The sequence below is a fragment of the Nonomuraea sp. NPDC048881 genome, assembly GCF_040649795.1.
Taxonomy (GTDB): Bacteria; Actinomycetota; Actinomycetes; order Streptosporangiales; family Streptosporangiaceae; genus Nonomuraea.
Window position 1 is genome coordinate 448,243 of sequence record NZ_JBEZGC010000007.1, and the last position, 22,008, is coordinate 470,250.

16 protein-coding genes are annotated in these 22,008 nt (G+C 75.0%); 14 read left to right on the forward strand and 2 right to left on the reverse strand.

Features of this window, described 5'->3' with window-relative positions:
- Positions 1 to 73: 73 nt before the first annotated feature.
- Entirely contained in the window at positions 74 to 1,138 is a 1,065-nt protein-coding gene (locus AB0C33_RS26955) for a trypsin-like peptidase domain-containing protein (protein ID WP_358292642.1), read from the reverse strand.
- Between the two features lie 165 nt (positions 1,139 to 1,303).
- Here AB0C33_RS26955 and AB0C33_RS26960 point away from each other — a divergent pair, with 165 nt between their 5' ends.
- Together AB0C33_RS26960 and AB0C33_RS26965 are read left to right on the forward strand one after the other, a co-directional pair.
- Complete coding sequence (locus AB0C33_RS26960) at positions 1,304 to 1,963, forward strand: AMP-binding protein (protein ID WP_358292645.1); 660 nt, start codon at positions 1,304 to 1,306, stop codon at positions 1,961 to 1,963.
- A 69-nt stretch (positions 1,964 to 2,032) separates the two neighbouring features.
- Entirely contained in the window at positions 2,033 to 4,483 is a 2,451-nt protein-coding gene (locus AB0C33_RS26965; protein WP_358292648.1) for a LuxR C-terminal-related transcriptional regulator, read from the forward strand.
- Positions 4,484 to 4,554: 71 nt separating this feature from the next.
- On the opposite strand, the gene AB0C33_RS26970 is transcribed toward AB0C33_RS26965, so the two are convergent.
- A complete protein-coding gene (locus tag AB0C33_RS26970; RefSeq protein ID WP_358292652.1) occupies positions 4,555 to 7,944 on the reverse strand; it encodes a BTAD domain-containing putative transcriptional regulator in 3,390 nt (1,129 codons plus the stop codon).
- A gap of 214 nt (positions 7,945 to 8,158) precedes the next feature.
- Between AB0C33_RS26970 and AB0C33_RS26975 the strand changes: the two genes are divergently transcribed.
- The 12 genes from AB0C33_RS26975 to AB0C33_RS27030 are packed head-to-tail and all read left to right on the forward strand — an operon-like array spanning position 8,159 to position 21,992.
- Positions 8,159 to 9,883 carry an AMP-binding protein gene (locus tag AB0C33_RS26975; RefSeq protein ID WP_358292655.1) on the forward strand — a complete coding sequence of 575 codons (1,725 nt, stop codon included), beginning with the start codon at positions 8,159 to 8,161 and terminating at the stop codon, positions 9,881 to 9,883.
- 14 nt (positions 9,884 to 9,897) lie between these two features.
- Positions 9,898 to 10,116: a phosphopantetheine-binding protein gene (locus tag AB0C33_RS26980; protein ID WP_352324385.1), complete on the forward strand. Its 219-nt coding sequence runs from the start codon at positions 9,898 to 9,900 to the stop codon at positions 10,114 to 10,116.
- Entirely contained in the window at positions 10,113 to 11,441 is a 1,329-nt protein-coding gene (locus tag AB0C33_RS26985; RefSeq protein WP_358292657.1) for an FAD-dependent oxidoreductase, read from the forward strand. Before AB0C33_RS26980 ends, AB0C33_RS26985 begins: the two co-directional genes overlap by 4 nt.
- Positions 11,434 to 13,131: a class I adenylate-forming enzyme family protein gene (locus AB0C33_RS26990; protein ID WP_358292660.1), complete on the forward strand. Its 1,698-nt coding sequence runs from the start codon at positions 11,434 to 11,436 to the stop codon at positions 13,129 to 13,131. The genes AB0C33_RS26985 and AB0C33_RS26990 overlap by 8 nt, the downstream gene beginning before the upstream one ends.
- Positions 13,128 to 14,588 (forward strand): lysine 2,3-aminomutase, encoded by a 1,461-nt coding sequence (locus AB0C33_RS26995; protein WP_358292662.1) that lies wholly within the window; start codon positions 13,128 to 13,130, stop codon positions 14,586 to 14,588. Before AB0C33_RS26990 ends, AB0C33_RS26995 begins: the two co-directional genes overlap by 4 nt.
- Positions 14,585 to 15,628, forward strand: a complete 1,044-nt coding sequence (locus AB0C33_RS27000; protein ID WP_358292665.1) for a hypothetical protein — start codon at positions 14,585 to 14,587, stop codon at positions 15,626 to 15,628. The genes AB0C33_RS26995 and AB0C33_RS27000 overlap by 4 nt, the downstream gene beginning before the upstream one ends.
- A 5-nt stretch (positions 15,629 to 15,633) precedes the next feature.
- Positions 15,634 to 16,863 (forward strand): AMP-binding protein, encoded by a 1,230-nt coding sequence (locus AB0C33_RS27005; RefSeq protein ID WP_358292668.1) that lies wholly within the window; start codon positions 15,634 to 15,636, stop codon positions 16,861 to 16,863.
- 2 nt (positions 16,864 to 16,865) lie between these two features.
- Positions 16,866 to 18,122 (forward strand): MFS transporter, encoded by a 1,257-nt coding sequence (locus AB0C33_RS27010; protein ID WP_358292670.1) that lies wholly within the window; start codon positions 16,866 to 16,868, stop codon positions 18,120 to 18,122.
- Positions 18,119 to 18,970, forward strand: a complete 852-nt coding sequence (locus AB0C33_RS27015) for an SDR family NAD(P)-dependent oxidoreductase (protein ID WP_358292673.1) — start codon at positions 18,119 to 18,121, stop codon at positions 18,968 to 18,970. Before AB0C33_RS27010 ends, AB0C33_RS27015 begins: the two co-directional genes overlap by 4 nt.
- Entirely contained in the window at positions 18,967 to 19,401 is a 435-nt protein-coding gene (paaI, locus tag AB0C33_RS27020) for a hydroxyphenylacetyl-CoA thioesterase PaaI (RefSeq protein ID WP_358292676.1), read from the forward strand. Before AB0C33_RS27015 ends, paaI begins: the two co-directional genes overlap by 4 nt.
- Positions 19,398 to 20,711, forward strand: coding sequence for an MFS transporter (locus AB0C33_RS27025; protein ID WP_358292680.1), 1,314 nt, complete (start codon positions 19,398 to 19,400; stop codon positions 20,709 to 20,711). The genes paaI and AB0C33_RS27025 overlap by 4 nt, the downstream gene beginning before the upstream one ends.
- A 24-nt stretch (positions 20,712 to 20,735) precedes the next feature.
- On the forward strand, positions 20,736 to 21,992 hold the full coding sequence (locus AB0C33_RS27030; protein WP_358292682.1) for a hypothetical protein: 1,257 nt from the start codon (positions 20,736 to 20,738) through the stop codon (positions 21,990 to 21,992).
- Positions 21,993 to 22,008 lie beyond the last annotated feature (16 nt).

Here is a 22,008-nt window from a genome sequence, read left to right on the forward strand (position 1 = left end):
AGAGCGTCCGCCGTGCGGCCGGAATACCGGCCGGGGGGCCCAAAACAGATCAGTCAGCGGACGCCGGCGGTGGTCAGGCGGCGCCGGAGCGTTGTGCGGCCTGGTAGACGGCCATGGCCTCGTTGCCGAAGAAGGGGCCGAACATGAAGTCGGGGGCGAAGTCGTACTTGAAGCTGTTGACGGAGTTCAGCCAGCCGAGGCCGCTGGAGGTGTCGAACCCCTCGAACCACGGCCCGCCGCTCGACCCGCCGGTCATCGCGCAGCGCAGCCCCTGGTCGCGGGTCCTGACCGGGTCCTTGAACACCCGTCCGCTGCAGAACACCAGGTCGGAGCCGTCGAAGGGGGCGGCGGCCGGGTAGCCGAAGGAGAACATCTGCCGTCCGGTGGGCTGGTTGAAGGCCACCCCCTGGCCGCCGACGACGTCGGTGAGCGTGCGTCCCTGTAAGGGCGCGACCACGGCGGCGGCGACGTCGAAGTTGATGTCCTCGTTGGTGTTCCACTGCTGGGTGGTCAGCAGCCGGGTGGCCACCCACGTGCCGAACGGGCGGCGGCCGTCGTCGAAGCCAGGGACGAACACCCAGTTGCGGTGGGCGGCGCCGTTCATCTTGACGCAGTGGCCCGCGGTCATCACGACGCTCTGGTTGGCGCTGGTCACCGCGGTGCCCGAGCAGGAGGCCGTACGCCCCTCGGCGGTGGTGAAGAAGACCCGGCCGACCGTGCGGGCGACGCCGCCCCCGTCCGCCCACGCCTGGCCCGGACTGTCCTGCGCGGGCGCCGCCCGGCGGGCCGCCGCCGCCGTGCTCCCGGCGAGCGAGGAGGCCGCCGCGCCGGTCCGGGAGCCGGTCCAGGAGGACGTCGTGATCCGGCGGCCGCCCGTGACCCCGCGGGTCGCCCAGGGCGTGCCCTGCGTCGGCCCGCCGGAGGACGTCCCGCGGCGCGGCGTGGGCGCGGAGAGCGGTCTGGCCGCCCGCATGCGCTCCGGCGTCCAGTACTCCATGACGGTCCTGCGCTGCGCCGACGAACCGGCCCCCGACCAGCCCACGGGCCCGCGGTCCAGGGCGGTCCCGGCCTGCGCGGGGACCGGCGCGCCCGCCACGGCGAGCGCGACGACGGCGAGCAGGGCGACTCTGCGGTGCATGACGTACCTCCGAAACCGGAACCGGGATCTGCCGTCAGGAGGTACGCGCGCCGCCCCCGCGCGGGCTCAAGCCATGCGGAATCGGGTATGGCGCGGCCGGATTACACACCCGGTTACACACTCTGGACCATGCCGCCCGGCCGCCCCCTTCCTAGCCTGGGGGCCATGACTGGTTGGACGGAGACGGTCCTGCTGCGGGCGGCCGCTCTCGGCCCGCGGGTGGCGGTCGCCGAGGCCGCGAGCGGCGCCACGCTCACGTACGGCACGCTCGCCGTCCGCGCCCGCCAGGCCGCCCAGGGCCTGCGGCGGCGCGGCCTGCGCCCCGGCGACCCGGTGGTCGTGCTGCTGCGCGGCGGCTGCCATCTGCCCGTCGCCGGGTACGCCGTGCTCGCCGCGGGCGGCGTGGTCGTGTCCATCCCCGGCGGACCGGCCGCCACCGGCGCCCGCATCATGATCACCGACCGGGACGACGCCGACGCCATCGCCCAGGAGGCCGACATCCGGCAGGTCTACTCCTTCACCGGCGTCCCCGGCACGGCCGGCTTCGACAGCCTGCTCGGCGCCGACGGCCCGATCGAGCCCACCGCCCGGCTCACCACCGCCCGCAAGGTGGGCGCCGCCGACGTCGTCCTGGTCGCCGGGGCCGACCTGCGGGCCTACGACATGGTGCTCGGGGCGGGCGCACGGCTGGTCGCGGCGCACGAGCCCGACCCCGCCGAGTGCCGCCGGATCATCACCGAGCACGACGTCACCCTGCTGATCGACGCGCGGCTGCGGGTCGTCCCGGTCCGCGCCGCCGGTCCCGCGCTTGGGGCAAACCTCTGACAGCTCGTGAGGGCGGTGTCACACTGGGTGCCAATCCTGGGGTCCAGACACATGAGGATCATGGTGACGTTGCTCAGACACAACCTTCCCGCCGAGCCCGACAGGTTCATCGGGCGGGAACGGGACCTGGAGGAGTTGTGCGGGCTGGTCGGTGAGGTCAGGCTGCTGACGCTCAGCGGCGTCGGAGGCACCGGCAAGACCCGGTGCGCGCTGCAGATCGCCGCCCGGCTGGTCCCGTCCTTCCCCGACGGGGTCTGGCTGGCCGAGCTGTCCAGGCTGACCCGGGCCGACCTGCTGGTCCACGAGATCACCAAGGTGCTGGGCGTGCACGAGGAGGGCGTGCGGCCGCTGCTCGACACGCTGGTCGACTTCCTGCGCGGCAAGAAGCCGCTGCTCGTCCTGGACAACTGCGAGCACCTGGTCGAGGCGTGCGCCGAGCTGGCCGAGCGGCTGCTGACCTCCTGCGAGGACCTGCGGCTGCTGGTGACCAGCCGGGAGCCGCTGAAGATCCCCGGCGAGCTGGTGTGGCGGGTGCCGCCGCTGGCGCTGCCCGGCCCGGCGGAGGCGGCCGAGGAGGTCGAGCGGGTCGAGTCCGTGCAGCTCTTCCTCGACCGGGCGCGGTCGGCCGGGTCGGGGCTCGCGGTCACCGGCGCCAACGCCGGCGACATCGCCCGGCTCTGCCACGCCCTCGACGGCCTGCCGCTGGCCCTGGAGCTGGCCGCGGCCAGGACCGCCGCGATGTCGCCCGGCCAGATCTCGGCCCGGGTCAACGACCGGTTCCAGCTGCTGACGGCGAGCGGCCGCACCGCGCCGGCCCGGCAGCGCACCCTGCTGGCCACCCTCGAATGGAGCCACGACCTGCTCTCCCCGCAGGAGCAGGTGCTCTTCCGGCGGCTCGCGGTGTTCAGCGGGCCGTTCACCCTCGACCTGGCCGAGTCCGTCTGCGCGGGGCCGAGCCTGGCCGCCGCCCAGGTCCTCGACGTGCTCAGCGGCCTGGTCGACAAGTCGCTCGTGCTGTTCGACCAGGGCAGCTCGTGCTACCGGCTGCTGGAGTCGGCCCGCCAGTTCGCCGCCGGGAAGCTGGAGTCGGCCGGCGAGACCCGGCAGCTGCGCGACCGGCTGCTCCACGGCCTGGCCGACCTCGCCCACCACCACGGCCGCGACGTGTGGGCCACGCCCGGCCTGACCTGGCCGCAGCGCTACGCCCGGCTGCTCGCGCTCCAGGACCTGCTGGGCAACGCCCGCGAGGCCCTGTCCTGGGCCGTCCGGTCCGGCCTGGCCGAGCCCGGTCTGCGGCTCGCGTGCGGCTACATGCCGCTGTGGGCCGGGTTCGGCGAGCTGACCGAGGGCCGCCGCTGGTACGAGAGCCTGCTCGCGCTGCCCGCCGCCCGCTCCCTCGGCGACCTGTCCGCCGAGGCCCTGCTCCACCACGCCAACCTGGCCTACGAGCAGCAGGACGCCGCCGCCTGCGGCGAGTCGGCCGCCCGCGCCCTTGAGCTGCGCCGGGCGACCGGCGACGACTTCATGCTGGCCTTCACCCTCGTGATCGCCGGCATGTACGAAGGCACCAAAGGCGACCTCGCGCTGGCCGCCGAGCGCGGCGAGGAGGCCCTGCAACTGGCCCTGCGCGTCGGCAACGGCCTGATCGAGGCGTCGGCGCGGCTGTTGCTGTCCGGGGCGGCCGCCTTCCAGGGCCTTCGGCGCGAGTCGCTGACCAGGGGCGAGGAGGCCATCGAGGTCTACTCCCGCTTCGGCCACCTGTGGGGGGTCACCCGGGCCCACCTGGAGCTGGGCCGCTTCGCCGACTTCCTCGGCGACCTCGACAGCGCCCGCCGCCACCTGGAGGAGTGCGCCGAGCTGGCCGAGGAGATGGCGGCCAAGCCCGTCCTCGCCACCAGTCTCGGCCTGCTCGGCGCGGTCCTGGCCCGCCAGGGCGACGCGGAGCGGGCAAGGGCGCGGCTGGCCAGGTGCGTGACGCTGAGCCGGTCCATGGGGCAGCACCTGCCGATCATCTCCGCGCTGGTCGCGCTGGCCGTCCTGGCCGAGAAGCAGCACGACCTGGAGACCGCCGTACGCCTCTGGGCCGCGGCCAAGGCCATGGAGGAGCGGCTCGGGCTGCCCGTCTGGACGTCCGCCACGCCGGAGCCGCTGCTCGCCCGCGCCCGCGCGGAGGCCGGCGAGGGGCAGGTCCAGCTCTGGTGGACGATGGGCGGCGGCATGACGGAGGAGGAGGCCCTGCGCTACGGCCTGCGGGGCGAGCGGCCGGCCCAGGGCGCGCCGCGGCCCGCGGCGGGCAGTGCGGCGGGGGCTGCGTCGGGCCCGGCGTCGGTGCTCACGCCGCGCGAGCGGGAGATCGTCGTGCTGATCAGCCGGGGGCTGTCCAACCGGGCCATCGGCGAGGAGCTGTTCATCAGCCCGGCCACAGCCGCCCGGCACGTCGCCAACATCCTGCTCAAGCTCAACTTCGGCTCGCGCACGCAGGTCGCCGCCTGGGCCGCGGAGCACGGCGTCCTCCACTGATCCCGCCGAGACTGATCCCGCCGAGACTGATCCCGGCGAGGCTGATCCCGGCGAGGCTCCGGCGGGGCCGGTCATCGGCCCGCGGCCACCTCGGCGGGCCGGGCCGGCGGCGGATCCAGGACCGCCGTGAACAGGTCGCCGGCCCGTTCCCGGAACCGTTCGGCGGCCGGCTCGTCGCCGGTGCGGCGGTGGGCGCGTCCCAGCGTCAGCAGGGCCCGCGCCTCGCCCAGCTTGTAGCCGCTGCCGGCGTGGACGCGGGCCGCGCGGGCGGCGTAGGAGATGGCCAGGCCCGGGTCGCCGCCCGCCAGCGCCGCCTCCGCGCCCGCCGCCAGCGCCGCGCCCTGCACCAGCACCGCGCCCGCCTTCCTGGCCAGCGCCAGCCCCGCCAGCGTGTCGCGCATGGCGGTCACGTGCTCGTCCAGACGGGTACGCGCCACGGCCAGCCCCACGAGCGCGTCCGCCTGGCCCACGGCGGCGCCGATGCCGCGGGCCCGCTCCAGCGCGGCGCTCAGCTGCCCGACGGCGGCCCCGGGGTCGGTCTGGCAGCGGATCCGGCCGAGCCCGAGCAGGGCGTCCAGCTCCAGCTTGGGATCGCCGACCGCCAGCGCCCGCCGCAGCGCCTCCTCGGCGTAGCCGAGCGCGTCGGCCCGCCGGCCCGCGTCCAGGTGCACGTCGGCCAGTTCCCTGCACAGGTCGGCCTGGGACCGCTCGCCGATCGCGGCGCCGAGCCCGCGCGCCGTCGTCAGGCACCGGACGGCCTCGCCCAGCCGGCCGGTCAGCCGGAGCACGTTGCCGAGGCTGGCCAGCGCGGCGGCCTCGGTCGCCGGCAGCCCGCGGTCGCGGCAGAGCGACACCGCCTCGCTCAGACGTTCCTCGGCGGCGTCGAGCCGGCCCATCTGGGTCAGCGCCAGCCCGAGGTCGACGAGCGGCGCGGCCCCCACCCGCGAGGAGCGCCGCGAGCCGTCCACGGCCAGGGCCAGCAGCCGCCGGGCCGCGCCGAGCCTGCCCTGCTGGAGGTGGACCACGCCGAGCGCGGCCAGCGCCGCGAGCTTCCCCTCCGGCCAGCCCGCCAGCTCGGCGGCCGTGAACGCCCCGCGCAGCTCCGCGACCGCCTCGGTCAGCTCGGCCGCCCGCCACCGGGTGGCGGCCAGGCAGTGCCCGACGGCCGCCTGCCCCAGGTGGTCGCCGGCCGCGCGGGCGGCCCGCCGCGCGTCCCGCAGCACGTCCGTCCAGCCGGGCTGGCCGCCGGTCAGGTCGAGGTAGCCGTTCATGGCGTCGATGAGCCGCCAGGCATACGGGTGGTCGGGGGCGTTCCGTACGGCGGCGACGAGGTTGGCGCGCTCGGCGTCCAGCCAGGCCAGCGCGGCGGCGGCGGCGGGAAAGGCGGCCGGGCGGCCGGAGCCGTCGGCGGGGGCGCGCAGCAGGTGGGGGTAGGCGACGTCGCCGGCCTCCCGGACCATCCGCAGGTACCAGGCCATCAGCGCGTCCAGGGCGCGGGCCCGTCCCGGCGCTGACTCCTCGGCCAGCACGCGTTCGCGGGCGTACTCCCGCATCAGGTCGTGGAAGGTGTAGCGGCCCGGCTCCGGCTCCTCGACCAGGTGCGCGGCGGCGAGCCCGGACAGCAGCCGGTCGGCCTCGGCGGGCACGGTCCCGGCCAGCGCGTCGGCCGCCCCCGCGGTGAACGTGGGCCCGGGGACGAGCGCCAGCAGCCGGAACAGCCGCCGCGCCGCCGGATCCAGGCGGTGATAGGACAGGTCGAACGCGCCGCGCACGGCCGCGTGCGGATCTCCGGTGACCGCCAAAGCCGATAATCGGGTGCCGGTGAGCCGGCGCACCTGACCGGCGATGCCGCCGACGGCGTCCCCGCCCGGCCGGCCGAGGATGCCCGCGGCGGCGATGCGCAGCGCCAGCGGCAGCCGGCCGCACGCCCTGGCCAGGTCGAGCGCCGCGTCCCGCTCGGCGGCCAGCCGTTCGCCGCCGAGGATCCCGCCGAACAGCGTGACCGCCTCGCCGGTGGACAACACGCCGAGCGGGACGGGGATCGCGCCGTCCCGGGCGACCAGGCCGTCCAGGCGGTCCCTGCTGGTGATCACGGTGGCGCAGCGCCGTCCGCCCGGCAGCAGCGGGCGGACCTGCTCCTCGCTGCCGGCGTTGTCCAGCACCACCAGCACCCGCCGGTCGGCCAGCAGGCTGCGGTAGGCCGCGCTGGCCTCCTCCACCGTGCCGGGCACGCGCTCGGCGGGCAGGCCCAGCCCGCGCAGGAACCGGCCGAGCGCCTCGATCGGCAGCAGCGGCCGCTCGGCCGAGTGGCCGCGCAGGTCCACGTAGAGCTGGCCGTCGGGGAAGCGGTGGCGGTTGCGGTGGGCCCAGTGCAGGGCCAGGGCCGTCTTGCCGGACCCGCCCGCGCCGGTCAGCACCGAGATCGCCGTCCCGCCGGCGGCCGGGTCGTCGCCGCCCGCGAGCGCGTCGCCGCCGCCCGCGAGCGGGTCGCGGCCGGTTACGAGCGGGTCGCCGCCCGTCGTGGGCGGGTCGCCGCCGGTCGTGGGCGGGGCGCTGTCCTTCTCGGGTGGGGCGCCGTCGGCCGTGAGCAGGTCGAGCAGCCGGAGCTGGGCGGTCCGGCCGGTGAACTGGCCGGGGCCGGGCGGCAGCTGCGCGGGCGTCACCGTTTCCCGGGAATCGGCCGGCCTGATCGGCGGAACGTTCCCGCGCAGGATGCGTTGGTGCAGTTGCCGCAGCTCGGGGCCGGGGTCGAGGCCCAGTTCCTCGGTGAGGCGGCGGCGGGTGCGCTCGTACCGCTCCAGCGCGTCCACGCGGCGGCCGGCCCGGCACAGCGCCAGCATGAGCAGGCCGACCAGCCCCTCGCGGAACGGGTGCTCGGCGACCAGCGCGATCAGCTCCGGCACCAGCACGGCCGCGCGGCCCGCCCGGACCTCGGCGTCCAGGCACTCCTCGACGGCGCCGAGGCGTTCCTCGGCGAGCGCGTCGCGCAGCCGGTCCAGCAGCTCGCCGCCGGAGACGCCGGTCAGCGGCTCGCCGCGCCACAGGGTCAGGGCGCGGCGCAGCCCGGTGGCCTGCCGCTCGGCCGTCTCGCCGGCGCGCGCCCGGGTGACCGCCGTCCGGAACTCGTGCACGTCCACCTGCCCGGGGTCGAGGCCGAGCTGGTAGCCGCGCGGACGGTAGGCGATGGTGACGCCGGCCGCGGCCAGGAGGGGACGCAGCCGGGAGACGTACCCCTGCACCAGGTTGCGCGCCCCGGCCGGAGGCCGTTCGCCCCACAGGCCCTCGATCAGCCGGTTCACCGAGACGAGCCGGCCCGCGTCCAGCGCGAGCAGGGCCAGCGCCGCGCGCTGCCGGGGCGGCCCGAGTGGGATCTCCTGGCGCCCCCGCCAGGCGCGCACCGCCCCCAGGAGTCCGATCTTCAGTACGTCCGCCAGACCCGCCCGTGCTGTTTCGTCTGACATATCGCATTTCCCCTTTGCCACGTCGCAGGCCGCCATACAGGAGACATGACAGGCAGTACAGCCGAAATCCTGACGCCATCAAGCCCCCGTGCAGCGCCCTGCTGCACTCTGAACGCGATCTCGCTTGGGTTCGCTCCACATTCGCTTGACACGGGCTGACAGACGCGCCGACGCGCGGCCGGCCCCGTCGCGTCGCCCCGGGGAAGAGGCAGCGTTGTCCGAACCGCACCACGACGTTCTCCAGGAGTTCGCCCGCACGGCCGGGCTCCATCCGGGCCGTCCGGCCCTGGTCCACGACGGTCGCACCGTCACCTACGCCGAGCTGGCCGTCTGGGTCCGCGCCATTGCGCGGCGGCTCGGGCCCGGTCCCGGGGCGGTGGGCGTGCTGACGTCCCGCACGCCGGGGACCGTGGCCGCGCTGCTCGGCACGCTGGCGGCGGGCGGCGCGTACGTGCCCGTCGACCCGGCGCACCCGCGGGCCCGCCGGCAGGCGATGCTGGCGGCGGCCGGCTGCCGCACGCTGGTCGCGTCCGGGCCGGACGCATGGGCCCCGGACGGCGTACGGGTGATCGAGCCGCCCGATCACGGCGACCCTGACGGCAGCTCCGACGACGACTCCGACCACTCCGGCGGCGACCTCGGCGGCGGCGCGGCGGGTGAGCTGCCGGTCGTCGCGGGGGACGCGCCCGCGTACGTCCTGTTCACCTCCGGCTCGACCGGTGCGCCCAAGCCCGTGGTGACGCCCAGGCGGGCGATCTCCGTCGTGACCGGGGCGCTGCGCGAGCTGTTCGGCATCACCCCGGCCGACCGGGTGCTCCAGTTCGCCTCGCTGAACTGGGACACCTGCCTGGAGGAGATCCTGCCCGCCCTGACCGGCGGGGCGGCGCTGGTCTTCCATGACGGTGCGCACTCGGGCTCGTTCCGCCGGATGTTGCGCGCGGTCGCCGACGAGCGGATCAGCGTGCTGGACCTGCCCACGGCGTTCTGGCACGAGCTGGTACGGCACCTGACCGACGAAGGGGCCGCGCTGCCTCCGTGCGTCCGGCTGGTGATCATCGGCGGCGAGGCCGTCAGCCCGTCGCGCCTGGCCGACTGGCGGGCCCTGGACACCGGCGGCCTCCGCCTGCTCAACACCTACGGATGCACGGAGACCACGCTCATCACGCACGCCATCGACCTGCACGGCCCGACGACCGACGGGGCCGCGGGTGAGCTGGCGCCGTCGGACCCGCCCGGCTCGACGGCGAGGGAGCGGGTGTCGGCGGCTCCGCTCGGCTCGGCGGCGGGGGAGCGGGCACCAGGGGTGGGGGAGCGGGTGCCGATCGGGTGGGCGCTTGCGCACGTCGAGCAGCGGGTGAGTGCGGCGGGCGAGCTGCTGGTCGGCGGGCCGGCACTGGCGCTGGGCTACCTGGGCCTGCCGGAGGCGACCGCCGCGCGCTTCGTCACCCCCGAGGCGGGCGGCGGGCGGTTCTTCCGCACCGGGGACCGGGTCGCCGTGACCGGCGGCGGGGCGCTCGTCCACGAGGGACGGTTCGACCACGAGCTCAAGATCCGGGGCATCCGGGTGGACCCGGCCGAGGTCGAGGCGCACATCGCCGGTCATCCGGGCGTGAGCGCGGTGGCGGTGGCGGGCGTCACGGTCGCCGATCACACCACCCTCGCCGCCTACGTCGTCCCCCGCCCGCAGCCCCGCCGGGACGCCGAGCACCCGAAGCCCGGCCGGGACGCCGACGACCCGCAGCCCGGCCGGGACGCCGGGGACCCGCAGCCCGGCCGGGACGTCGAGGGCGGGCTGGCCGGCGAGGTGCGGGAGTACCTGCGGGGCCGGGTGCCGGGCCACCTGGTACCCAGCCGGATCACCGTCGTGCCCGAACTGGCCTACACCACCAGCGGCAAGGTCGACCGCGCCGCTTCGCACCGGCGCTACACCACCAACTGAAGGAGATCATGCACGTGGACGTCACCGCCGTCTCCGACATCTTCCGGCGGGTACTGGAAAACCCCGAAATAACGGATGATTCCGACTTTTTCGTCTTGGGTGGGGATTCGCTGCTCGCCACCCGCGTCCTCAGCGCGATCGCCCGCGACTGCGGCGCCGAGCTGGACTTCGACGACTTCCTCGACGCGCCCACCCCGGCCGCGCTGGCCAAGAAGATCGCGAGCCTGGCATGAGGGTCGTCGTCGTGGGAGCGGGCCTCGCGGGGCTCACCGCCGCCGCCGACCTGGCCGCCTCCGGCGCCGAGGTCACCGTGATCGAGGCCAGGGACCGCGTCGGCGGGCGTACGCATGGCATCGAGGTCGCCCCCGGCGGCTGGGCCGACGCGGGCGCGGCGTACCTGGGGGAGCGGCACACCGCGCTGACGGCCCTGCTGGCCGAGCTGGACCTGAAGACCACCCCGGCCACCGTGGGCGGCGCGGCCAGGTTCGCGCTCGGCGGCGAGCCCGGGACCGGCCGGTTCCCGCCCCTGTCGGCGGTCGCGCTGGGCGGCCTGTTCGACGCGCTGGAGGAGCTGGCCGCCGCCGTCCGCCCCGAGGCCCCCTGGCTGACGCCGGACGCCGCCCGCCTGGACGCCACCACGGCGGCGGACTGGGCCGCCGAGCACCTGACGCATCCGGACGCGCGGCTGTTCTTCCCGCTGTTCGCCGGCGAGATGATGGCCGCCGACCCGGCGGACGTATCCGTCCTGCACCTGGCCTTCTACCTGCGCTCGGGCGGCGGGCTGCGCTACCTGAACGCCTTCGCGGGCGGCGCTCAGGAGGACCGGATCGACGGCGGCGCCCACCAGGTGTGCCTGCGCCTGGCCGCCCGGCTCGGCGACCGGGTGCGTCTCGGCGAGCCGGTGCGCGCGGTCCACCAGGACGCGACCGGCGTGGACGTCGTCACCGCGACCGGCGCCACCAGGGCGGACGCGGTGGTGGTCGCCGTGCCGCCGGTGCTGGCCGACGCCGTGGAGTTCCGGCCGGGCCTGCCCGCGCCGCGCTCGGGCCCCCGTACGGCGCCCGGCTGCGCGGTGAAGGTGCACCTGGTCTACCCCGCGCCGCTCTGGCGCGAGCAGGGCCTTTCGGGCTGGTCGGTCAGCGCGGACGGCCCCCTGCTGTCCACCGTGGACGACTCGCCCGCGGACGGCTCGGCGGGCGTGCTGACCGGGTTCGTGACCGGCGCGCAGGCCAAGGCGTTCGCCGCGCTGCCCCCGCACGAGCAGGCCGAGCGGGCGCGGGCCCAGGTCGCGCGGCTGTTCCCCGGCCTGCCCGCCCCGGACGCCTGCCACGTGACCGACTGGCTGAGCGACGAGCACAGCCGGGGCTGCTACGCGGCGCTGTTCGGGCCGGGCGACTGGCTGCGGCTCGGCCCGCGGCTGACGACCCCCCACCAGCGGGTGCACTGGGCCGGCACCGAGACGAGCACCGAGTTCTTCGGCCTGATGGAAGGCGCCATCCGCTCAGGACACCGGGTGGCCGCGGAGATCGACGCGACGTGGAGGCACATCCATGACTGACCAGACCCCGATCGCCCCCCTGGCCGTACGGCAGGGCTTCATGACCGAGCCCGGCCTCGGCGCGGGCAACTTCCTCGACCACGCGCTGGCGGCCAACCCCAACCGGTCGGTGCCGTTCATCCACAGCCACCACACCGACCACCGCGGCCAGGTCGTGTTACGCGGCCACAGCCTGACCGACCTCGCGGCCCTGCGCGACCGGTACGCCACCTGGTACCACGCCAACGGCGTGCGGCCCGGCGAGCCCGTGGGCGTCGTCGTCGCCGAGGGCCTGGAGCCGCTGCTGCACTTCCTGGCGCTCACCGCGCTCGGCGCGATCCCGGCGATGGTCAACGACGCCATGCGGGCCGACGTCATGGCCGGCTACCTGGAGCACGTCGGCGTGGTGGGCGTGGTCGCCGACGACACGACCCGGCTGCAGCTCGCCTACCGCAACACGCCGCGCGCCCGGCCCCGGTTCGTCGCCCTGGCGGCCGAGGTGCGGGCCCACGACGCGGCGTCGAGCGGGCTGCCGGAGCAGTACCCGTACCGGCACGAGCCGGACGACGTGGTGGCGCTCATCCACTCCTCCGGCACCACCGGCACCCCCAAGTCCACCATCCTCGGACACCGCAGCTTCTGGGACGGCAAACAGCTCCGGATGGTGCGTTTCCCGGCGGAGCCGTACGACCGGCTGATGTCGCTCATGCCGCACACGCACGCGGGCGGGCTCAGCTACTTCCTCACCGCGGTGCTGCTCGGGCTGCCGACCGTGATCATGTCGGACTGGCGGCGGGCCGGGGTGGAGCCGGTCATGGAGGCGTTCCAGCCGACCATGGTGGCCTCGTTCCCGCGCACGTTCGTCGAGCTGGCCACCGGCGAGCTGCCGGTCAGGGGCGCGGCCAGGGTGCACTCCTGGTTCAACACCGGGGACAGCGCCCACTACGGGCACATCCGGCGGCTCGTCCAGCTCGGCGAGCGGCCCGCGGGGCTGATCAGGTCGTGGCTGCTGCCGCGCGGCGAGGCCGCCGGCGAGCCGCTGCCCGGCTCCCAGTTCGTCGACGGGCTCGGCTCCTCGGAGATGGGCATGGCGCTGTTCGGCCAGGTCACCACGCCCGAGACGCCACGCGCCGACCGTTGCGTGGGCAAGCCGCAGGACGCGGTGATCAAGGCCGCCGTGCTCGACGAGAACGGCCGGGAGCTGCCCGACGGCGAGGTCGGCCTGCTGGGCGTGATCACCCCGTCGCGCACCCCCGGCTACTGGAACGACGCCAGGCTGACCGGCAGCTTCGAGCTCAACGGCTACTGGCTCACCGGCGACGTCGCCCGCAGGGACGCCGAGGGCGACTTCTACCACCTCGACCGCACCGTGGACGTGATCGACACCGCGGCCGGGCCGGTCTACAGCCTGCCCGTCGAGGAGGTCCTCATCGCCGACTGCGCGGACCTCGTCCAGGACTGCTCGGTCGTCGGCGTGCCGGGGCCCGGGGGGCAGGTGCCGATCGCCGTCGTACGGACGCAGGCCGAGGCCGCCGCGGTCACCGCCGAGGAGATCAGGGAGAAGGCCAACAAGGCGCTGGCCGACGCGGGCCTGGCCACGCTGGCCGCGGTGATCCTGGCGCGTACCGAGCAGGACTACCCGCTCGGCCCCACAGGCAAGGTGCTCAAGCGCGAGCTCCGCACCCGGCACGCGGCGCTGTTCGCCGGATGAGCCCGCACGACGACACGCCCCGCCACCCCGCCGGCGGCGCCGGGAGCACCCGGCCCGCCGCCGCGGGGCCCGGGACCGGCCGGCCCAGCACCGCGGGCCCCGGGCCCGCCCCCGACCGCCCCTATGTGTACGCGCGGCGGGCGCTCGCCGAGCCCGACTGGCGGCGGCTGCCGGGGTGGCGCGGGGTCACCGAGGCGCAGTGGCGCGACGCCCAGTGGCAGCGCGCCCACTGCGTGCGCAACGCGGCGCAGCTCCGCGCCGTGACCGGCGACCTGCTCCAGGACGCCTTCCTCGCCGACCTGGCCGCCGACGTGGCCCGGTTCGCCACCATGTCCATGCTGGTCACGCCCCAGCTGCTCAACGTCATGGCGCCGGACGAACCCGGCGGTCCGGCCGCGTTCACGGCGGCGTTCCTGGCCAACCCGGTCCGCCGCTACCTGGTGCCGGTCGCCTCCGACCGGCATCCGGTCTGGCCGAGCCATCCGCGGGCCCAGCGGGACTCGCTGCACGAGGCCGAGATGTGGGCGGTGGAGGGCCTGACCCACCGCTACCCGACGAAGGTGCTGGCCGAGCTGCTGGCCACGTGCCCGCAGTACTGCGGCCACTGCACCCGGATGGACCTGGTCGGCACCTCCACCCCGCAGGTCGTCAAGGCCAGGCTCACGCTCAGGCCGGTGGACCGGCAGGAGCTGATGCTGGACTACCTCAAGCGCACGCCCGCCGTCCGCGACGTGGTGGTCTCCGGCGGCGACCTGGCGAACATGCCGTGGCCGCGGCTGGAGGCGTTCCTGCTGCGGCTGCTGGAGCTGGAGTCCGTACGCGACATCCGGCTGGCCACCAAGGCGCTGGTCGGGCTGCCGCAGCACTGGCTCCAGCCGGCCGTGGTCGAGGGCGTGGGCCGGGTGGCGGCCGTCGCGCGGGCCCGCGGGGTGAACCTGGCCGTGCACACCCACGCCAACCACGCCCGCTCAGTGACGCCGCTGGTCGCCGAGGCGGCCGGGGCCCTGCTCGCGGCCGGCGTGCGGGACGTGCGCAACCAGGGCGTGCTCATGCGCGGCGTGAACGCCACCCCGCACGACCTGCTCGACCTGTGCTTCGCCCTGCACGGCGAGGCCGGGATCCTGCCCTACTACTTCTACGTCTGCGACCTGATCCCCAACGCCGAGCACTGGCGCACCCCGCTGCACCAGGCGCGGCACCTCCAGGAGGCCGTCATGGGCCACCTGCCCGGCTACGCCACGCCCCGGATCGTGTGCGACGTGCCCTACGTCGGCAAACGCTGGGTGCACCAGGCCGCCGCCTACGACCGGGAACGCGGCGTCTCGTACTGGACCAGGAGCCACGGGATCGGGCTGGAGCCGCCCGGCCCGGAGCGCCGCTTCCCCTTCTACGACCCGATCGACACCCTGCCCGAGCCCGGCCGCCGCTGGTGGGCGAGCCAGAAGGGAGAGTCATGAGCTCGTTGCGCCGTTTGTGCTGGATCTTCCCCGACCGGGAGTCCACCCGGGCCACCGCGATGTGGCACCCGTTCTTCTGGGACCTGTACGAGGAGGTCGCCGCCGAGCTCGGCCTGCGCTGGACCAGGAACTCCCCGGACTCGGTCACCGTGGACGCCCTGGAGCCCGGCCGCCCCCGCGTCTTCGTGGACGACGAGCCCGTCACCCCCGAGGACACCCTCTTCATCACCGCCCTGTACTCCCTGCCCTACCAGTCCATGGACGTCTTCAACCAGTACGCCCTCTACGCCGTGCTGGAGGAGGCCGGCTTCTACCTGCCGTTCCCGCCGTCCCTGTCGCCGGTGGCCAACGACAAGCTGGCCACCGTCCTGCGGCTGCGCGACTCGCCCGTGCCGCCGATCCCGACCCTGCGCATCGGCACCGGCCGGGACACCAGCAAGCACCTGTACGAGGCCGCCATCGCCGGCCTCACCTACCCGGCCCTGGTCAAGCCGGCCGGCTGGTGCGGCGGCGGCGGGGTGAACCTGGCCCGCGACTCCGAGGAGCTGCGCGGCCTGGCCAGCCTCGCCCAGGGCGGCGACACCACGCTCGTCGTCCAGCCCTACCTGGGCGACGGCACCGTGGACTACCGCGTCTACGTCGTGGACGGCGAGCCGTACGCGGTCATGAAACGCATCCCGGAGCCGGGCTCGCCGGTCGCCAACGCCAGCAGGGGCGGCACGATGGAGTTCCCGCCCGTGCCGCCCGAGCTGGCGGCGGCCACGGCGTACTTCTACGAGCGGGTGCCCATCCCGTTCTTCTGCGTCGACTTCCTGCACGACGGCGAGCGCTACTGGTTCTCCGAGCTGGAGCCCGACGGCGTGATCGCACCCGACCTCGGCGACCCCGCCCGCACCCTCCAGCGCGACGTCACCCGCGCCCGCTGGACGGCCTACCGCGACGGCCACACCCGCTTCCTCAAAGACCGCCCCCCGTACGACCGTCTTCCGCACGACCGCCTTCCGCTAGACCGTCTTCCGCACGACCCCGAGAGCTGGTGACCCCCATGACCGAATCGTTCTCGCTGACGTCCGCGGCGGCCGAGCCGCTGCTGCGCGTCCCGAGGCGCTCGCTGGAGCGGCTGAGGAGCGTGCCCGCGCTCGCGCCGCGCTACGAGGGCCACGAGAAGGTGCTCACGCTGGAGGACCTGGCCGCCCTGCCGCCGCTGGTCAAGGACGACCTCAACGTCGCGCTCGCGCACCTGGAGCCCAAGGCCGGACAGGGCGCGACCTGGCTCTTCCAGAGCGGCGGCAGCACCGGCGCGCCCAAGGTCGGCTACGCCCCCACCGGCTTCTACATGGACGGCGTGCACCGCCATTGGCAGCCGCTCGAACCGGACGACGTCTTCGTCAACGCCTGGGGCGCCGGCCGCATGTGGGGCGCCCACTTCCTGGCCGCCGCCTTCGCCGACCTGTCCGGCTGCCGCGTCATCGCCCTGGGCTCGGTCGGCAAGGAGGAGTACGGCGACTGGCTCGGCTTCTTCGCCGACCGGAAGGTGACCGCGTTCGGCGGCACGCCCAGCGTCCTGCGGCTGTGGTTCGCCCACGCCCGCGCGGCCGGCCTGCGCCTGCCCGCGCTGCGCAAGGTGCTCTGGCTGGGCGAGGCCTGGCATCCCCAGCTCGACGAGGACCTGGCCGAGGTCGCCCCGGACGCCCGCCGCTGGGGCATGTTCGGCAGCACCGAGACCTGGGTCGCCGCCACCAACACCCCGGACTGCCCGGCCGACGTCTTCCACCCGCTGCCCGACCAGCTCGTGCACAGCGACGCCGACGAGCTGCTGGACTTCACCACGCTCAACCCCGACATGCTCAACCCGGTGCTGCGGTACCGCACCGGCGACGCCGGCCGCCTCGTCTCCTGCCCGTGCGGCCGGGACGGCAGGGCGCTGCGCGTCCTGGGCCGCCGCGACTCGGTCGTCCAGGTGCGCGGCCTCGGCCTGCACGTGGACGACGTCGTCGCCCAGGCCGAGCGCGAGGCCGGCGTGCTGCGCGCCCAGGTCCTGATCACCGAGCGGCAGGGCCGGGTCTCCGGCGTGGACGTGCTGCTGCTGACCGGCCCCGAGACCCCGCCCGACCTGCCCGAACGGCTGCGCCACGACCTCCTGGCCGCCACCTTCACCCTCAGCACGGCCTTCCAGCACGACCCCGGCTCCTTCCGCGTCCGGACGGTGGACGCGCTGATCGGCAACGACCGCACCGGCAAGACCTCCTCCTTCGTCGTGCGGGAGGAGCAGTGAGGATGCCGGGGTCGCTCGGCCGGGAGTTCGGCCTCTACTGGAGTGGCCAGACGGTGAGCCTGCTCGGCGACCGGATCACCGTGTTCGTCGTGCCGACGTTGATGATCTTCGTGTTGCACGCCTCCGCGCTGGAGGTCGGCGTCGTGGCCATGGCCCAGTACCTGGGCATCCCGCTGCTCGGGCCGATCGCCGGGGTGCTCGTGGACCGGTGGGACAAGCGGCTGACCATGGTCGTGTGCGACCTCGTCCGGCTGGTGGCGGTGGGGGTCATCCCGGTCGCGTACTGGTGCGGGGTGCTCTCGACGCCGGTGCTGTTCGTGTGCGTGGCGCTGATCAGCGGCGCGACCATCTTCTTCAACATCGGCTACCTCGTCGCCGTGCCGACGACCGTGCCGCAGGACCGGCTGGTGCGGGCGTACTCGCGGCTGGAGGGCAGCAGCACGGTGTCGGAGGTGGCCGGGCCGTCGATCGCGGCGGGCCTGTACCACCTGCTCGGCGTCGCCTCGCTGCTCGTGGACGCGGCCAGCTACCTGGTCTCGGCGGCCTGCCTGCGGGCCATGAAGCCGTGGGGCGTCACGACCGGGGAGCGGGTGCCGGTGCGCTCGCGGCTGATGCTCGGCTTCCGGCTGAACTGGGCCGACCCGGTGCTGCGCCGGGTGGTGCTGGCCGCGGTGGTGCTCAACTCGGGCGGGCCCGTCTTCGTCACGGTCCTGCCGGTGCTGGCCTACCAGGGGCTCGGCGTCTCGGTGGGCGTGTTCGGCGCGGCGATGTCGGCGGCGGCCGTCGGCGCGGTGCTCGGCGCGCTGGCCGCCCCCAAGATCAGCGACCGGCTCGGGCTCGGCCGGACCATGGCCTGGGCGCTGCTGCTGCACTGCCTGGTCGGCCTCGGCGTGCTGGCCGCGCCCGCGCTGCCCGCCGCGGCGGTGATCGGCGTGACGTTCGGCTGCTACGGCTTCTTCATGTCGTGCATCAACGTGTGCAGCGCGCCGATCCGGCAGTCGAGGATGGCCGCCGAGAACCAGGGCGTCATGCACGCCGCGTTCCGCACGGCGACCTGGGGGGTGATCCCGCTGGCCGCGCTCGCGGGCGGGTCGGCGGTCACCCTGCTGACGCCCGCGCTGGGCGTGCTCGGCGCGGCGCAGGCCGTCATGGCCGGCGGCACGCTGCTGGCGGCGTTCTCGTTCCTGCCCGCCTCGGGGATCCAGGCCCACATGGACCGGGCCGAGCCGCGGGCGCACCTGGCGGGGAGCGCGTCATGACGACTGTGCTGATCACCGGGACCTCGTCGGGGATCGGGCTGGCCACCGCGGTGACAGCCGCACGGGCCGGGCTGACGGTGGTGGCCACCATGCGCGACCCCGGACGCGACGGCGACCTGCGCGCGGCGGCCGACCGGGCCGGCGTCACCCTGGACGTCCGCCACCTCGACGTCACCGACCCCGCCTCGGCGCGGGCGTGCGTGAAGGGCGTGCGCGAGACGTACGGAGGGCTGGACGCGCTGGTCAACAACGCGGGCGTGTCGAACTTCGACCCGACGATGGAGATGTCCACGCCGGAGGCGCTGCGCGCCAACTTCGAGGTCAACTTCTTCGGGGTGATCGAGGTGAGCCGGGTGGCGATGCCGCTGCTGCGGGCCGCCGGAGGGCGTCTGGTGACGGTCGGCAGCGTGCACGGCGTCGTCGGCCAGCCGTTCAACGAGGCGTACGCGGCGGCGAAGGCGGCGGTCGAGGGGTTCATGGAGAGCCTGGCGCCGGTCGCGGCCGCGCACGGCGTACGGGTGAGCGTGGTGGTGCCCGGCTTCGTCTCCGACACCCGGTTCGGGATTTTTCCGGACATCAACCGGAAGACCATCCGGGCCGCCTCCGGCCCGTACGCCCCGGCCTTCGACGCCTACCTCGACTGGGTGTGCGGCCCCGGCTGGGAGGGCGCCGGCCAGACCTCCTGGCAGGTGGCCGACGTGATCGTGGCCGCGCTAACCGCCGCCGACCCGCCCTTCCGCATCCCGACCGGGCCCTGGGTGTCGTGGTACGTGGCCGGCAAGCTCGCCGACCCCGACGGCTCGGCCGTCCAGGCCATGGCCAGGACCTGGCTCGGAGCCACCCCATGACCGCCCCCGCGACCGGCTCCGCGCCCGGCCCCGCGCCCGGCCCCGATCCGGCCTGCCGGGCGCTCGGCATCGCGCTGGAGGAGGCCGCCGGCGGCCGGGCCCGGCTGCGCATGCGCGTCACCGAGGACATGGTGAACGGGCACGGCGTCGCCCACGGCGGCTACCTGTTCCTGCTCGCCGACGCCGCCTTCGACCACGCCTGCAACAGCCGCGGCCCGGTCATGCTGGCCCACAGCGCCCAGGTGACGTTCCTGCGCCCGGCGGCGGCCGGCGACGTGCTGGTGGCCGAGGCCACGGAACGGGCAAGACACGGCCGGCACGGCGTCTACGACGTCACCGTGCGCCGCCCGGCCGGCGAGATCGTCGCCGAGTTCCGCGGCCACGGCGTCGTGGTCGCCGGCCGTCCCACCAACGAAGGGAAAACCTCATGAACCGGCGGACCGGACGCTGGATCGAGCACTGGGAACCCGAGGACCCGGGGTTCTGGGCGGCCGTCGGACGCCGCGTCGCCACCAGGAACCTGATCTTCTCCATCTTCGTCGAGCATCTCGGCTTCGCGGTGTGGCTGCTGTGGAGCGCCGTGGTCGTCCTGCTGCCGAAGGCGGGCTTCCCGTTCACCGTCGACCAGCTCTTCTGGCTGGTCGCGGTGCCGAACCTGGTCGGCAGCACGCTGCGGCTGCCCTACACCTTCGCCGTCTCGGCCTTCGGCGGGCGCAACTGGAACGTGGCCAGCGCCCTGCTGCTCCTGGCGCCGACGGGGCTGCTGGCCTGGCTGGTCACCGACCCGGCCAGGCCCTACTGGATGTTCCTGGCCGCCGCGGCCACGGCCGGGCTCGGCGGCGGCAACTTCGCCTCCTCCATGGCCAACGTCTCCTACTTCTACCCGGAGCGGCGCAAGGGGTTCGCGCTGGGCGTGAACGCGGCCGGCGGGAACCTGGGCGTGGCGGTCGTGCAACTGCTGATCCCGCTGGTGGCGGCGGGCGGCCTGGCGTACGCCGGGCTGGTGTGGATGCCGCTCGTCGTGGCCGCCGCCCTGTGCGCGTACCTGTTCATGGACAACCTGGCCGTCGCCAGGACCGGCTTCGGCACCCAGGGCAGGGCGTTCCTGCGTCCGCACACCTGGGTCATGTCCTTCCTGTACATCGGCACCTTCGGCTCGTTCATCGGCTACTCGGCGGCGTTCCCGCTGGTCGCCCGGTCGGCGTTCGCCGAGTCCGCCTCGCCGTACCTGGCCTTCCTCGGGCCGCTGGCCGGGTCGCTGGCGCGGCCGGTCGGCGGCTGGCTGGCCGACCGGCACGGCGGGGCCAAAGTCACCTCGTGGTCGTTCGTCGCCATGGCCGCCGGGGCCGTGGCGGCGCTGGCCGCTCTCGGACGGCACAGCTTCCCGCTCTTCCTGGGCGCGTTCCTGCTGCTGTTCGTCGCCTCGGGGGCGGGGAACGGGTCCACGTACCGGATGATCCCGGCCATCTTCACCGCGCAGGCCCGGCACGGGTCGCCGGACGCGCGGCTGCGGGCCAGGCGCGAGGCCGCGGCGGCCATCGGCATCGCCTCCGCGGTCGGCGCGTTCGGCGGGTTCCTCATCCCCCGCGGCTTCGCCGTCTCGCTGGCCGGGACGGGTTCCGTCGCGCCCGCCCTCCAGGTGTTCATCGGCGCCTACGCCGTCTTCCTGGCCACCAACTGGTGGTTCTACCGCCGCCGGGTGCTGGCGCGGGTTCCGAGCCTCGCCCACAGCCGGATCTGAGCATCGACGACCAAGGAGTGACACATGCCCGCCAAGTCCCTGCGTGACCTGATCGACTTCGCCCGCCGGCACTCGCCGTTCTACGCCGAGCTCTACCGCGACCTGCCCGACGGCGTGGACGACCTCACCGCGCTGCCGATCATCGACCAGAACGCCTTCTGGGCCGCCAACACCTACCCGGACAACAGGCTGCTGACCGGCCCCCTGACCGACGCCGGCGTCTACGCCTCCGGCGGCACCACCGGGGCGCCCAAGTTCTCCCCCTGGACGCGCTCCGAGCACGCCGACTCGGTGACCGCGTTCGGCGCCGGCATGGTGCGGGCGGGCCTGCGGCCCGGCCACCGGGTGGCGAACCTGTTCTCCGCCGGCGAGATGTACGGCGGCTTCCTCTACATCGAGCACGCCCTGCACAACGCCCCCGTGGACAACGTGCGCCTGCCCATCGCCTGCCACGCCGAGGACGGCTACATCGCCGACCTGATCGAGCTGTTCGGCGTGCACGTGCTGGCGGGGCCGCCGATGAAGCTCGGCAAGGTGGCCGAGGCGGTGATCGCGCGCGGGCGCGGCGCGCACACCGTGGAACTGCTGCTGTTCGCCGGCGACCTGCTCTTCGACGACCTGCGTCCGCAGCTCGCCAAGGCCTTCCCCGGCGCGGCGATCGCCTCGCTCGGCTACGCCTCCGTGGACGCCGGGCTGATCGGCGGCCCCGTGGCGGGCGCGGACGTGCGGGTGCACGCGGCGTTCCCCGACCGCACCCTGGTGGAGCTGCTCGACGAGGTCACCGGCGACCCGGTCACCACGCCCGGCGTGCGCGGGCGGGTGGTCGTCACCAACCTGTTCAGGACGCTGATGCCGGTCATCCGCTACCCGGTCGGCGACCTGGGGGAGTGGACCGACGCGGAATGCCGGGCCTTCCGGCTGGTCGGCAGGACGTCGGAGGGGGCCAGGGTGGAGACGGTGGCGATGTCCAGCGAGGCCGTCCGGGCCGTGCTGGTCGCCGCCGACCCGGACCGGGCGATGTCGGCGATGCAGATGGTCCAGCGCCGCTGGGACGGCAAGGACGGCCTGCTGCTCCGGCTGGCCTGCACGCAGGAGCCGCCGCCCGGCCTGACCCGGCGGCTCGTGGACGCCGTGTACGCGGCCAAGCCGCTCTACCCGAAGTCCGTGGCCGAGGGGCTGGTGCACCCGCTGACCGTCGAATGGGTGCGGCCGTCCGAGCTGGTGACGCACCCGCGTACCGGGAAGGTGCTGCAGGTGGTGGACGAGCGCCCGCACCCCTGACCCCGGCCGGAGCCTC

Excerpts from the sequence above, each read along its gene's own strand:
- AB0C33_RS26985 (WP_358292657.1), top strand. The coding sequence starts at position 10,113 with ATGAGGGTCGTCGTCGTGGGAGCGGGCCTCGCGGGGCTCACCGCCGCC.
- AB0C33_RS27005 (WP_358292668.1), top strand. The coding sequence starts at position 15,634 with ATGACCGAATCGTTCTCGCTGACGTCCGCGGCGGCCGAGCCGCTGCTG.
- AB0C33_RS26970 (WP_358292652.1), bottom strand. The coding sequence starts at position 7,944 with ATGTCAGACGAAACAGCACGGGCGGGTCTGGCGGACGTACTGAAGATC.
- AB0C33_RS27030 (WP_358292682.1), top strand. The coding sequence starts at position 20,736 with ATGCCCGCCAAGTCCCTGCGTGACCTGATCGACTTCGCCCGCCGGCAC.
- AB0C33_RS27015 (WP_358292673.1), top strand. The coding sequence starts at position 18,119 with ATGACGACTGTGCTGATCACCGGGACCTCGTCGGGGATCGGGCTGGCC.
- AB0C33_RS27000 (WP_358292665.1), top strand. The coding sequence starts at position 14,585 with ATGAGCTCGTTGCGCCGTTTGTGCTGGATCTTCCCCGACCGGGAGTCC.
- AB0C33_RS26955 (WP_358292642.1), bottom strand. The coding sequence starts at position 1,138 with ATGCACCGCAGAGTCGCCCTGCTCGCCGTCGTCGCGCTCGCCGTGGCG.
- AB0C33_RS26990 (WP_358292660.1), top strand. The coding sequence starts at position 11,434 with ATGACTGACCAGACCCCGATCGCCCCCCTGGCCGTACGGCAGGGCTTC.
- AB0C33_RS26995 (WP_358292662.1), top strand. The coding sequence starts at position 13,128 with ATGAGCCCGCACGACGACACGCCCCGCCACCCCGCCGGCGGCGCCGGG.
- AB0C33_RS27010 (WP_358292670.1), top strand. The coding sequence starts at position 16,866 with ATGCCGGGGTCGCTCGGCCGGGAGTTCGGCCTCTACTGGAGTGGCCAG.
- AB0C33_RS27025 (WP_358292680.1), top strand. The coding sequence starts at position 19,398 with ATGAACCGGCGGACCGGACGCTGGATCGAGCACTGGGAACCCGAGGAC.
- AB0C33_RS26960 (WP_358292645.1), top strand. The coding sequence starts at position 1,304 with ATGACTGGTTGGACGGAGACGGTCCTGCTGCGGGCGGCCGCTCTCGGC.
- paaI (WP_358292676.1), top strand. The coding sequence starts at position 18,967 with ATGACCGCCCCCGCGACCGGCTCCGCGCCCGGCCCCGCGCCCGGCCCC.